At 65.1% G+C, this 12,875-nt stretch carries 13 protein-coding genes; 7 read left to right on the top strand and 6 right to left on the bottom strand.

The window, feature by feature from the left end; translation table 11 throughout:
- The first annotated feature begins 4 nt into the window (after nt 1–4).
- Complete coding sequence (locus LDH66_RS04835; protein WP_226479937.1) at nt 5–1,129, top strand: DUF8167 domain-containing protein; 1,125 nt, start codon at nt 5–7, stop codon at nt 1,127–1,129.
- A complete protein-coding gene (locus tag LDH66_RS04830) occupies nt 1,126–2,283 on the top strand; it encodes a TrkA C-terminal domain-containing protein (RefSeq protein ID WP_226479936.1) in 1,158 nt (385 codons plus the stop codon). Before LDH66_RS04835 ends, LDH66_RS04830 begins: the two co-directional genes overlap by 4 nt.
- A gap of 44 nt (nt 2,284–2,327) precedes the next feature.
- Here LDH66_RS04830 and LDH66_RS04825 read toward each other — a convergent pair whose 3' ends face one another.
- Entirely contained in the window at nt 2,328–4,562 is a 2,235-nt protein-coding gene (locus LDH66_RS04825; protein ID WP_226479935.1) for an AAA family ATPase, read from the bottom strand.
- 90 nt (nt 4,563–4,652) lie between these two features.
- On the bottom strand, nt 4,653–5,291 hold the full coding sequence (locus LDH66_RS04820; protein ID WP_226479934.1) for a helix-turn-helix domain-containing protein: 639 nt from the start codon (nt 5,289–5,291) through the stop codon (nt 4,653–4,655).
- A gap of 86 nt (nt 5,292–5,377) precedes the next feature.
- Between LDH66_RS04820 and LDH66_RS04815 the strand changes: the two genes are divergently transcribed.
- Nucleotides 5,378–6,280 (top strand): ribonucleotide-diphosphate reductase subunit beta, encoded by a 903-nt coding sequence (locus LDH66_RS04815; RefSeq protein ID WP_226479933.1) that lies wholly within the window; start codon nt 5,378–5,380, stop codon nt 6,278–6,280.
- Between the two features lie 87 nt (nt 6,281–6,367).
- Nucleotides 6,368–6,502 carry a DUF7128 family protein gene (locus tag LDH66_RS22860; protein ID WP_255681870.1) on the top strand — a complete coding sequence of 45 codons (135 nt, stop codon included), beginning with the start codon at nt 6,368–6,370 and terminating at the stop codon, nt 6,500–6,502.
- 3 nt (nt 6,503–6,505) lie between these two features.
- Here the strand turns inward: LDH66_RS22860 and LDH66_RS04810 are convergent, their stop codons facing one another.
- Together LDH66_RS04810 and LDH66_RS04805 are read right to left on the bottom strand one after the other, a co-directional pair.
- Entirely contained in the window at nt 6,506–6,751 is a 246-nt protein-coding gene (locus LDH66_RS04810) for a DUF7508 domain-containing protein (protein WP_226479932.1), read from the bottom strand.
- Nucleotides 6,751–7,182: a DUF5796 family protein gene (locus LDH66_RS04805; protein ID WP_226479931.1), complete on the bottom strand. Its 432-nt coding sequence runs from the start codon at nt 7,180–7,182 to the stop codon at nt 6,751–6,753. Before LDH66_RS04805 ends, LDH66_RS04810 begins: the two co-directional genes overlap by 1 nt.
- 126 nt (nt 7,183–7,308) lie before the next feature.
- Between LDH66_RS04805 and LDH66_RS04800 the strand changes: the two genes are divergently transcribed.
- The 3 genes from LDH66_RS04800 (at nt 7,309) to LDH66_RS04790 (ending at nt 9,132) form a co-directional block, all read left to right on the top strand.
- A complete protein-coding gene (locus LDH66_RS04800) occupies nt 7,309–7,836 on the top strand; it encodes a GNAT family N-acetyltransferase (RefSeq protein ID WP_226479930.1) in 528 nt (175 codons plus the stop codon).
- Between the two features lie 91 nt (nt 7,837–7,927).
- A complete protein-coding gene (locus LDH66_RS04795; RefSeq protein ID WP_226479929.1) occupies nt 7,928–8,800 on the top strand; it encodes a shikimate kinase in 873 nt (290 codons plus the stop codon).
- A complete protein-coding gene (locus LDH66_RS04790) occupies nt 8,797–9,132 on the top strand; it encodes a chorismate mutase (protein WP_226479928.1) in 336 nt (111 codons plus the stop codon). Before LDH66_RS04795 ends, LDH66_RS04790 begins: the two co-directional genes overlap by 4 nt.
- 391 nt (nt 9,133–9,523) lie before the next feature.
- Here LDH66_RS04790 and LDH66_RS04785 read toward each other — a convergent pair whose 3' ends face one another.
- Entirely contained in the window at nt 9,524–10,180 is a 657-nt protein-coding gene (locus tag LDH66_RS04785; protein WP_226479927.1) for a hypothetical protein, read from the bottom strand.
- A gap of 156 nt (nt 10,181–10,336) precedes the next feature.
- Nucleotides 10,337–12,874 carry an efflux RND transporter permease subunit gene (locus tag LDH66_RS04780; protein WP_226479926.1) on the bottom strand — a complete coding sequence of 846 codons (2,538 nt, stop codon included), beginning with the start codon at nt 12,872–12,874 and terminating at the stop codon, nt 10,337–10,339.
- Nucleotide 12,875: the final 1 nt, after the last annotated feature.

Here is a 12,875-nt window from a genome sequence, read left to right as displayed (position 1 = left end):
TCTCTTGGCACTGTACGCGGCCAGTCAGGGCGAACGCGTCGCATTGGAACCCCCGCTCGGGACCCAGCGACCGGTCATGCGAACGCGCGCGCTCTCCGGCGACGCTATCGACTCGGTCGACGCGATGGGACAGGTGACGATCCGCGCGACGGGACGAATTCGCGATATCGACGGCTACCCGTCGCTCTCCCCCGACCTGCGGACGGCCCTCGAGACGGAGTCGTGGCACCTCCCCGCGGACCTTCCGCTCGCGGCGCTCGAGACCAGGCTCGCGGCTCGGCTCCGAACGGAGTACGACCTGGCTGCGGTCTCGGTGTCGATCGACGGTCGGGGTCGGGCGACGATCGCCGCGGCACCGCCGTCCGGCGGCGACTCGACGACAGTGCCGGACAGCTGGCGCGCCGTCTCGATTACGGCTCTCCTGCCGACAGGGGCGGCCCTGCCGACAGGGGCGGCACCGGGTGACGAGATCGTCGTTCACGCTCGAGACGATGCAGTACGGGGGACGATCGTGAGTGTCGGTCGGGCCGACGCAGCGAGCGTGAACGGTCGGACTGGGACGGATCAGGGACCCGAACGCGGTCACCGGCCCGGAACCGATACCGAGCGGCCGACCGAGACCGACGGTCGGATGGCCGCCGGATCGACGACCGCGATCCAGCGATCGGTCCCTGAAGCGGACGGTGGCGATGCCCGAGTCATCGTCGCCGTGCCCGCCGGTCGCGCCGACACGTTGCTCACTGCCGATCGGTGTCGCATCGTCGTTCCCGCCAGCGCGCCGGACGCCGATCGCGAGGCGCTTTCCAGACTCGAGCGAGCCGACTATACGGTTCGTCACGCGAGGGGCGGCGAGATCGAAGCCATCCTCGAATCGACCGACGAAACGAGCGACCTCCGCGTGCTCGCGGCGACCCGTCGTAGCGATACCGGCGTCGATGGGACGGTTGCGATGCACACGAAAACGGCAGCCGGCCGCGATCAATGGACCGTCGATCCGAGCGAGGAATCGCTCGAAGCCACTGCCGAGATGTTCGTCGTCGGTCCGCGTGCCGCAGTGAAACGACGTCTCGACGATTGTGAGACGAGACCGGACGCGACCGTGACGCCAGAACTGGTGGGGAAGTCGTGACGGGATCCGTCGTTTTGCAGTCGATCGTAACCGAATGGACCGAAACGGCGCTGGTCAATAGCCTCGGGTTCGCGTTGCTTGCCGGCATCATAGCGACGGGCGTCGCGTTCGGGTACCGGGGATATAGCGCTCGAGCGGTCCCGGTCGGCGTCGGCGTATTCGCCGGGCTCGCCGTCGTCGCGGGCTGGCTGAATCTGGCGGGGCTCGACCGCGCGGCGAGTATCGGTGACACGCCGCTCGTCCATCACGCGACCGCCGCGTACTTCCTCGGTGCGGTCGCCGTCAGTGCGGTCGCGGCCGAGGGCGGTCGCCGGATCGGCGATCAGTTCGCCCGCGACGCCTTCGGTATCGAGCGCGTGGCGGCCACCGGCGACGTCGCATCGCTCGTTCGGTCGGCGCGCCGACCGACGCCGATCGACCTGCCCGAGCGGATCGACGATATCGACGGTTACCCGCCCGTCGACGCGTCGGTCACGCGCGAGCTCGCCGGTCGGACGATGCTGGTTCCGCAGTCCGGCGAGGCCTCCGCGCTCCGATCGCGACTGTCGACCCGCCTCGAGCGAGATTATGATATCGGCCACGTCTCCGTCACGACTGACGGCGACGGGACGGTCGATCATCTTGCGGTCGGCCGATGCCGCACCGGAATCGGTGCGATGCTCCCGTCGGGGACGGTCGCCGTTGCGATTCGAGCCGATCCGTCGCCGACCGCCAGCGCCGGCGATCCGGTCGAAGTCTGGACGACCGCCGGCGACTCGAGTCGGCTCGTCGCAACCGGGACGCTCCGGGCCACAGCGGGTGATATCACGACGATCACCGTCAGCGCCGATACCGTCGACGAGTTCGCGTTCGATCCGGAGTCGACGTATCGACTGACGACGCGGTCGGATCCGCCCGATGACGGCTACGGCTTCATGTCCGTGCTCCGTGCCGCCGACGAGATGGTCCGGTCCGTGATGGTCCGGGAGGGTGGAGCCCTCGACAACGAGTTCGTCGAGTGGCTCTCCGGAACAGCGCTCGTCGTGGTTCGCGACGACGAGGCGATCCCGTTTCCCGACGGAAACGAGACGCTACGGGCGGGCGACCGACTCTCCGTTCTCGGAACGCCCAGTGAACTCGATTCGCTACCGGCGAACGAGGAGGAAAAGCCGTAATTGTCCGCTCGGTGCGTGGCGAGTCAACAGCGATCGGTCGGACGTCACGTCGCGTCCGTCTCGTCTCGAGCGGCCTCGAGATGACGGCGTTCGATGCGCACCTCCGATGCCTTCTCGTTCGCCGCTTCGGGCCCGTACTCGGTGGCGACCTCGCGGATCGCTCGCATCGATGCGTTCCGGATCAGCGCCTCGAGATCGGCCCCGGTGTACCCCTCGAGTTCGGCCGCGAGTTCCGCGATATCGATGTCGTCGCCGAGCGGTTTCCCCTGGGTGTGGACGTCGAGGATCTTCTCGCGGGCCTCCCTGTCGGGTTCGCCGACGAAGACGTGCGTGTCGAGTCGACCGGGACGGAGCAGTGCGGGATCGATGTGGTCCTTGCGGTTGGTCGCGGCCAGTACGACGAGATTCGGATTCTCTCGCATCCCGTCGAGTTCCGTCAGGAGCTGGGAGACCACGCGCTCGGTGACTTCGTGGCCGTCGCCTCGGGCGGCCGCGATGGCGTCGATCTCGTCGAAGAAGACGATCGACGGGGCCGACTGGCGCGCGCGCTCGAACACCTCGCGGATCGCCTTCTCCGACTCGCCGACGTAGCGGTCGACGATCTCGGGGCCGTCGACGCGGACGAAGTTGACGTCCGTTTCGCCCGCCAGCGCCCGAGCGAGCAGCGTCTTTCCGGTGCCGGGCGGCCCGTACAGCAAGACGCCGGAGGGCGGATCGGTGTCGGTCTCCTCGAAGAGCCGATCGTAGGTCAGCGGCCACTCGACGGACTCCCGGAGCGTCTGCTTTGCCGCCTCGAGGCCGCCGACGTCCGCGAAGTCGGTGGTCGGCGATTCGGCGACGTACTCGCGCATCGCGGACGGTTCGACGGACGCGAGCGCGGCGTCGAAGTGCGTCTTCCGGACCGTCGGGTCCTGGTTCCAGTCCCGCCGCTCGTCGGTCTCGGTCGGCCGATCGCGGATCGCGGCCATCGCTGCCTCGCTCGCGACGGCGTCCAAGTCCGCGCCGACGAAGCCGTGGGTCCGCCTCGCGATCGCGTCGACGTCGACGTCGTCGTCGAGCGGCATGCCGCGGGTGTGGACCTCGAGGATCTCCCGGCGGCCCTCCTCGTCGGGGACGCCGATCTGGATCTCGCGGTCGAAGCGGCCGCCGCGGCGGAGCGCGGGATCGATGGTGTCGACGCGGTTGGTCGCGCCGATAACGATCACCTCGCCGCGGGCGTCGAGGCCATCCATCAGCGTCAGTAGCTGGCCGACGATCCGGTTTTCGGCGTCGCCGTCGTCGTCGCGCTGGCCGGCGATGGAGTCGATCTCGTCGAAGAAGACGATCGTCGGCGCATTCGCCTCCGCGCGCTCGAACACCTCGCGGAGTCGCTCCTCGCTCTCGCCCTTGTACTTCGACATGATCTCCGGGCCGGAGATCGTCTCGAAGTTGGCGTCGACCTCGTTGGCCACCGCGCGGGCGATCAGCGTCTTCCCGGTCCCCGGCGGGCCGTACAGCAGGACACCCGACGGCGGTTCGACGCCGAGCCGGCGGAAGAGGTCCGGCTCCGACAGCGGGAGCTCGATCATCTCGCGGACGAGCTCGAGTTCCTCGTCTAACCCGCCGATGTCCTCGTAGGTGACACCGGAATTCGGGCCGGGTTCGTCGATATCGACTTCGGAACCGGAGCCGGCGGTAGCCGGTGTGCCCGAGGAGCCGTTCGCCCCGCGACCGCGGTCGGTGGCCCCGGACCCGCTCGCACTCGCGGTGCCGCCCGGTCCCGCGTCGGCGTCGACGATGCGAATCGTCGTCGCGTCCGTGATACGAACGTCGCCGTCGGGATCGGTGTCGGTGACTCTGAACGGCTGTTGATCGATACCTTCGATCCGAACCTGCTCACCGGCGCGCACCGGCCGATTGCGGAGCTTCTCCGTCGCCTCGGTCTCGGCGGCCCGCCGCTGGCGTTCGGGAAGCGCCGGTGGCGCGATCAGCGTGACTCGGTCCGCGTCGGTGATGGCCGACTTGTCTTTCGCGCGAACGGAGACCGTGTCACCGACGTGAACGCCGGCGTTCGCGCGGGTGTCCCCGTCGATCTGGATCGCGTTCTCCGGGACCGACTGGTCGGCGGGCCACATCTTGGCGACCGTCGTCTCGTCGCCCTCGATCACGACGGTGTCGCCGCTCAAGATACCGAGCTGTCGCCGCGCCGGTTCCGGAATCCGTGCGACGCCCCGACCGGCGTCTCCCTTCTCCGCCGCGCGGACCGCCAGCGTCACGCCGTCCGATTCCGACGAACTCATACCCGTTCCTTTCGGGTCAGTCGTCTTGAGAATTGCCCTCTCACGGGCAGTCGGGATCGTCGCTGGCCTCCCGATTCGAACCGCTTCCGGCTACAATGCGTTCTCGAGTACCCGATCGATCCCCCGTCGCAACCGCTCGGACGCTGACGGTGCCGAAATCCCCAACCGATCGCCGATCTCCTCGGTCGAGGCCTCCCGGGGGACCGCGAAGTAGCCCGCGTCGCGGGCCGCGACCAGCGCCTCGTACTGCTCGTCGGTGAGTCCGAAAGGCGGGTCGTCCGTGGACGACTCCCGCGTGAGTCGCTCGAGTTTGAACGTTGCGCCCCGTTCCGTACAGAAGGATCGGTACTCGGCGAGCGCCGCTCGGTCGGGAAACCGTGCCCGCCCCCACCAGCCGTCGACGGTGACGATTCCGCCCAACGGGGTGGTCCCCAGTTCGACGTACTTCCGATAGATCGGGAGCGGCGGATCCCGCAACTTGATGCGATACATTGCGCCTCCTTCCTCGTCCGTGTCGTCCATCATCTCGAAGGTCTCGACCGTCGGATCGGCCGTGAGCGCTTCGGAAAATCCGTCGGTGGCCTCGACGGCTCGACAGAGGACGACCGGCCGCTTGGGATCGACGACGAGGATCCGTTCGATATAGAGCGTGACGTCGGGGAGAGCCGCCACTGCGTCCGTTAACGGCAAATCGGACGAGTTGAGCTGAAACTCGGCGATGAGTCCCATACGGCCCCTTCAGCGGCGACCGATATAAACACCCTAACCCATGAGATATAGACTGATCGGACGACGGTGCATCTGTTCGGGTGAGCATGCGCACCGACGACCACCCCGCGATGCAACTCGAGACCACGACTCGATCGCACAACTACTACCGAAACGCGGTCGAGAAACACTGGGACCCCCACGATATCGACCTCGAGGCGGACCGCGAGGGGGCCGCCGAACTCCCCGATCCCGCGTTCGAGGGACTCAAGCAGTCGCTCGCGCTGTTCGGCGCGGGCGAGGAGTCGGTGACCGAAGACCTCGCGCCGCTGGCCGTCGTGCTCGAGGATATCGAGGATCAAATGTTCATCACGACGCAGCTCTACGAGGAGTCCAAACACACCGACTTCTTCGATCGCTACTGGCGCGACGTGATCCACGCCGAGGAGGAGCGACGCGGACGGGAACTCTCGTCGCCGACCGACGAAAAGTGGTTCAACGAGCCCTACGACGAACTGTTCGAGCGCAACGAGCGAGCGATGGCGCGGCTTCTCGAGGAGGATACGCCGGAAACCCGTGCGAAGGCACACTGCCACTACCACCTGACGATCGAGGGGATTCTGGCCCAGACCGGCTACTACGGGCTCACCCTCGCGTACGGCGAGAGCGAACCCGACCTGCCCGATCTCCCGGGGCTGGTCGAGGGGCTCAAACTGGTTCGAAGCGACGAGGGCCGTCACGTCGGCTTCGGGATGGCGAAACTCAAGGAGCTCGTGGCCGACGGCGCGGTCGACCCCGACCTCCTCCGCGAAACAGTCGACGAACTGGTCCCGCTCGTCCAGGAGAGCCTGGCGGGCGATCGAGGGGCCAGCACTGAGACCGGTCCCGGCCCGAGTCCCTCCGAACTGGCCGAGTACGCGTACACGAAACACGAACAGCGAATGCAACAGATCACCTCCGCGAGCGAGCAGATCCCGGACGTCGAGGAACTGACCGAACTCGACGCTTGATCGCGACCGTTCCGCGTCGATGATCCGGTCGGGACGGCGACGGTGACCGGAGAAACGCCTTTTGTCGTTCGTGTTCCATCGTAACCCATGGTCGTCCAGACAGAACGCGACGACACGATCTGGTACGAGTGCGAGACCTGCGGACTCCTCTTCGACGAGCAGTCCGACGCGGCGGAGCACGAAAAGCGGTGTGACGGCTCCGATCCGACCTACATCCAGTAGCGGTCACTCGAGCCGGTCGCGATGCTCGGCCGCGAGTTCGCGCGCCCCCTCGAGCGTGTGGGTCTCCGTCCAGCGGACGCGGTCGCCGTCCCCGTAGGCCAACGCGCTCTTGAGTTCGTCCCGGAGGACGCCGTGATCGACCGCCAGCACCGTCCCCGATCCGTCGCCGAGTTCGTAGACACCGGGTCGATCCGGCGCGGCGGCGACCGTCTCCCGCTCGAGGTCACGCCAGGGTTTCTGCAGTGGCATTATTCGGTGCTCTCCACGAGTTCGTAGGCGTGTTCGCTCATCTCGTCCTCCGCGAAGACGAACACCCGCCCGTCGACGACCGAGAGGTCGGCTTCGACGCGGATCGAGTACGCCTCCGTCGCGACGGTGACGCCCGGGAACAGCTCCGCCTCGTCGTCGCGGTCGAGCATCACGCGACCGACGCCGGTCGTCTCGAGGATGTCGTCGTGGGTGTTGCGGTCGTTGACATAGGTCATGACGCCCTCGACGCCGTCGGGATCGGTGACGAGGACGTGGACCTGCTTCCCCGGTGGGGTCGTCAAGGCCCCCTCGACCGGTTTCGGCGGGCCGTGGTAGAACACCTCTCGGCCGTCGTGGTACTCGACGACCACGCCACCGTCGACGAAATCGACGCCGATCGTGCTCGGGGCGACGTCGTTGCGTGCACTCATTACCCGTCTTTGGGTCGGATCGGGGAAAAGCGGTGCGTTCTCCGGGTCGTCCGCTCGAATCGGAGTCGATATTTTCCGTCCGGAGGTGTCGGAAGATACTTGCCCGCCGCAGATGATGGCCTCCCTATGCCGGGCTCAGCATTTCTCTCCGGGGATCGACTCACGCTCCGACCGATCGAACCGGACGACCACGCCTTTCTCTCCCGTCACTGGAACGATCCCGCCGTCCGCCACGGGACCAACAAATACGCGCCGATAACGGAGTCGGACATCGCTGATCTCCTCGCGGCCGACGATACGGTCCACTTCCTCGCCTGTCGGGACGGCGACCCGGTGGGACTGACGTGGCTCTTTCAGATCAGCGATGTCCACGGCAACGGGGAACTCGGCTACTGGATCGCCACCGACGAGACGGGACAGGGGTACGCGACCGAGGCCGCCGGACTCTGTCTCCGGTACGCGTTCGACGAACGAAACCTCCGAAAGGTCATCGCCCGCGTCTTCGAGGACAACGACCCCTCGATGCGCGTCCTCGAGAAACTCGGCTTTCGCGAGGAGGGGCAGCTCCGCGATCATTACTACGTCGACGGACGATCCGTAAACGCCGTTCTCTACGGAATGCTCGAGTCGGAGTTCCGAAACCGGACAGAATAGCTGGCCTGCGGTCGATTATCGCGACGTAAGACGGTTCGTCGGACTCCTATGGATCGTCAGCCGTAAGTACGCCCTCTGAGAGTGTCCGAGTATGGATGGCCGCGCTGTCGCCCCCGCAGCCGGAACGGTACTCAACGCGCTCGCGACCGGCACCGGGTCGGCGTTCGCGATCGACCTCGAGACGACCGCGACCGTCGAACTCACCGAAGGCGGCGACGTCGTCGGCGAGGTCGCCGGCCAGCCCGAGGCCGACACGACGCTCGTCGAACGCTGTGCCGCGATGACGATCAGTGAGTACGCCGAGCGGGCCGGCCTGGACGACTCGACGGTCGGGGCTCGAGTCCACACCGAGAGCGAAGTACCGATGGCCGCCGGGTTGAAGAGTTCCAGCGCCGCGGCCAACGCGACGGTGCTCGCGACGCTGGACGCCCTCGAGGTCGCCGACGCGGTCGAGCGGATCGAGGCCTGCCGGCTCGGCGTCCGGGCCGCTCGCGACGCCGGCGTGACGGCGACCGGCGCGTTCGACGACGCCAGCGCGAGCATGCTCGGCGGCGTGACGGTAACCGACAACGCGGCCGACGCGCTGCTCGCCCGCGAGGAGATCGACTGGCATGCGTTGGTCTACACGCCGCCCGAACAGTCCTACAGCGCCGACGCCGACGTCTCGGCCTGCGAACGCGTCGCCCCGATGGCCGCCCTCGTCGAAGAACTCGCGCTCGACGGCCGCTACGGCGAGGCCATGACCGTCAACGGCTTCGCCTTCTCGGCCGCGCTCGAGTTCTCTACAGGCCCGATGATCGACGCCTTGCCCGACGTGACCGGCGTCTCGCTCTCGGGCACCGGCCCGAGCTACGTCGCCGTCGGAGAGCGGGACGCGCTCGAGGCGGTCCGGGAGCGATGGGACGAGCGGGACGGAACGACACGATTACTGCGAACGCGAACGGACGGAACACGAACGACATGACTCGAGAGCCAACTGACGGAGCGACGGACGGCGGTATCGACGCGGAGAATCGCACCCCCGAGGAGATGGACCTCGACGAACTGCGCGAGGAGATCCGGACGATCGACCAGGAGATCGTCGAGTTGATCGCCCAGCGAACCTACGTCGCGGACACGATCGCGGCGGTCAAAGACGAACAGGGGTTGCCGACGACCGACGAGAAACAGGAACAGCAGGTCATGGAGCGAGCGGGCGACAACGCCGAACAGTTCGACGTCGACGCAAACCTCGTCAAGGCGATCTTCCGGCTGTTGATCGAACTGAACAAAGTCGAACAGCGCGAGAATCGATAGTCGAATTATAGGTGTTTTAGATTCTCTATTAGGCACTCGGAGATCACGGATAGTAACATAGACGGCGTCCGTGAACGCTGACGTTTGAGTAGCAGACGGAAGACGAGTAAGGAACCTGTGAAACATATACCCCTCGAGTACCACGCCTCGTTCAGGAGATACTGTCTCTTCAATCCAGGATCATTCCTCGTCGGTCGTTCGCGGGACTCGTTCCACCTCGATGTCTTCGCAGTCTTTCTCCGAGGAGAGCGCGATCATATCCGGCAAATACAGAGCGCGTATCTATTGAACCGGTCTCCATCTCGAAGGGAAGGAAGATACTGGTCGCGAGCGAGACCCTGTTCCTGACGTGTTTGTACGTTCACTCTCTCCGGTTTAGGGTTGCCGTGACTTACGAATCCAGTCGTCCCTCACGGATTTCCTCGCGCTTTGACTCGAGGGATTCGAGGTGCTGGTCGAGTCGTTCCGCTGCCGCTGTTTCACCGTCGTACTCCGCGCTGTTTCGAAGAGTGTGCTCGATACCGTATTCGTACGCCCGTAGCTCCTCTTCTAACGAATAGTTCTGCTGGTTGGTGAGATGATGTACCAACGTCCACCATCCGACTGGTGGTAGTCCGTCGTTCTCATCGGGGAATGTATCGACAGCGGCAGGATGCGCATCAAATGTCTCGTACACGTCCTTTGTCATCTCGGTCGAGAGTTGCGTAATCGCGGACGACAGTTCCAGATAGTTCTCACTCCACTTGGCACCCAGTTCATCATGGTCGAAAACGGCTGCTTGCTCCCACCCTTCGATGAACCCCTTCTCGACGAGAGCGTCCCATCGTCCGCATTCGGTCTCGACCAATTCACTCGCTTTGCCGTCGAGAACGAGTGCGACGACACTCGAGTCTCCCGTCTCCGGATGATCGTCAAATGCGAATGAGATCCCGTCACAGGGGTCCGTCTCCGGAAGCCTGTCGATAGCATCAACGACGTATTCCCGGATGAGCCGGTCGGCAGCATCTTCGTTCTCGGCTCTGAGCAGGATGTGGGTCGTCTCGGTCATCGGATTCATTTCATGCCGATTTGTAATTAGCTCTTGGAACAATGGCACGTTTCGGTTAGTACGCTGGGTTCGCCTATCGAGCGATCCGGGAGATACGCATAGACGAGGTGGAAAACGGGAGAACGAGGAGTCGGGTAACCGTCGGACTCGAGCCGCCTAGTTCTTCCCCGCTACGGACCGAGCCGACTCCCGCCACCGGATCTCTCCGATCGGACCGAAGCGCCGCTCGAGGCGATCCCAGACGACGATCGTCGACGGAAGGATGAAGATCGACGTGAGGTAGGCGTAGAAGACCCCCAGCGCGAGCAGGAGTCCGAACTCCATGATGAGAGGGATCAGTGCGAGATACAACACGCCGAGCCCGCAGACGGTCGTGAGCATACTACCGGTCAGGGCACCGCCGGTCCCGCGAACGGTGACCGCCAGCGCCTCGTGGACGTCGGCCCCGCCTTCGTACTCGTCGACGAATCGGTGCATGAAGTGGACCGTATAGTCGACGCCGAGTCCGATCGAGACCGAGAGGATGGGCGCGTTAAACGGGGATAGCGGGATATCGAACAGCCGCATCGACCCCGCGAGCATCGCGACCGTGACGAGCACCGGCACGAGATTGATCACGCCGTAGATCATCCGTCCCTCGAGCCACCAGTAGGAGAGCATCAGGAAGATCGCGGTGAGGACGAACGCGACGATCAGGCTCGTGATCGCGGAGTCGCTGATGCGGTCGATGACGGCCTGATTGACCACTAAGCTGCCGGTCGCCGTCGCATCCATCTCCATTCCAGCCGCGACTTCCTCGGCTGCGTTCGTCGCCTCCGTCTGGTCGGCGTCGACATCGACCTGATACACGATACGAGTCGCGCTCCGGTCGCTCGTGACGTACTGGCGACCCGCATCTTCCTCGAGCAGCTCGTCGTAGACGCGATCGACGTTTCGGTCCGGCAGTCTGTCGCCATTCGAATCAGCCTGCTTGACCGTCGCCGCGAACTCGGGATCGGTCGATTGCCGTTGCTCCATGACGCTCACGATACTGTCCGCCTCTGCCCGCCGGTCGGTTTCGACGAACGCGTCAGGCGGATTCGTGACTGCACGGTCGACCTCGCGGAAGGCGGCGCCCGATCTGACGTCCGGATCGTCGATGTAGACTGTCACCGATCCTACGAACCCTTGATCGAAGTCTTCCTCGAGGTAGTCGAGAACGGTCATGAACGTGTACTCGCTGGGCGCGAAGGGTTCGGGGAGTCGTTCGTACTGGGCGATCCGGTCTTCGTCCGGGAAGAACGCCTCTTGGGAAAACTCCGTGTCGACACCCGTTCCGTAGCCGGCCGCCGCCGCGCCGAAGACGAGTGCGCTCACGAGGACGACCACGGGAGCGATCCGCGCGACCTTCGTTCCGAGAGGCAGAATCCGGCCGAGTATCGATTCCTCGCGTCCGAGCGGGTCGGTTCCGAAATCGGGAATTCGAGTTCCCTCTCGCAAGCGGTCCAGTCCCACCTTCCCGGCGGGCAGGAAGACGCCGAAGATGAGGAACGTGAAGATGATACCGACGGCGGCGACGATGCCGAAGTCCCGGAGTTGTGACAGCGAACTCGTCAGGTTCGCTGCGAACCCGATGACGGTCGTTATCGTAACGATCAGGAACGCGCCCGAGAGCTGTCTCGTCGTGATGCCCATGGCATCGCCGATTCCTGCCCCCGCCGCTCGTTCTTCGCGATACCGGTTGATGATGTGGATCCCGAAGTCGATCCCGACGGCGAGCAACAGCGGGAACACCGTGATCAGCGTATCCGAGAACGGAATGCCCGCGTACCCCATGAACCCGAACGTCCAGACGATCGTCATTAGGAGCGCGGACAGACCCAGTCCGAGGTCGATCGGGTCACGGTACGAGATCAGCAGGAAGAACATGATCAACACGAGCGCCGCTGGGAAGACGACGATCGCAGTGTCACCGAGAAGCTGTAGCGTCTCCTGTTCGATGATCGCATCACCGAAGACCTCGACATTCTCGCCGGTCTCGTAGCCGTCGATCTCATTGGCTAACTCGACTGTTCCCGTCTGCAATTCGGCTTTATCGTCCGTATCAGCGTTCGGCGGCGTGTCGTAGGTGACCGCGATCTGAGCGACGTCCGCCTGAGCCGACTCCCGGGTGAAGTCCGTGCTCACCGGCAACCCGACGGTCTCGTCGGCGTCCGCAATCGCCGCCTCCAGCTGTCGCTGCGAGGCCCGCTCGATGACACGCCGTTGTTTCTCGGACGTGTCCGCCTCCGGATCGAGCTGCTGGGCGACGAGCGAAGCCGGACTCGTCGACGACGAAACCCTGAGCCCGTCTTCGTTTTCGGCACGCTCCTGGAACTCGAGCATTCGGAGGAGGCTGGGCTTCGAGAGGGTATTATGCTCGTCGGTGATGAACAGGTTGGCGGTCGAACCGCCGCTCTCGCGACCCTGTCGCTGGAAGTCGTCCTGCATGTTCTCGAGGGCCTCCTGTTCCTCGAGTCCGTCGGTGAACTGATCGGTGCCGGCCTGTTGTTCGCCGCCGCCACCGATGCCGCCGACGAACAGGACGGTCACGACGGCGAACGCGAGGACGATCCGCCAGGGATGGTCGGTTATCAACGCGTTGAGGCGCTCGTTGAGGGACCGATCGCTCTCCGTCGAAGCGTCACGGCCACTGGTCTCGTCGAGGTCGGGCATC

The sequence above is a fragment of the Natrinema amylolyticum genome, assembly GCF_020515625.1.
GTDB lineage: Archaea > Halobacteriota > Halobacteria > Halobacteriales > Natrialbaceae > Natrinema > Natrinema amylolyticum.
This window is presented reverse-complemented; position numbering and strand designations above follow the sequence as displayed.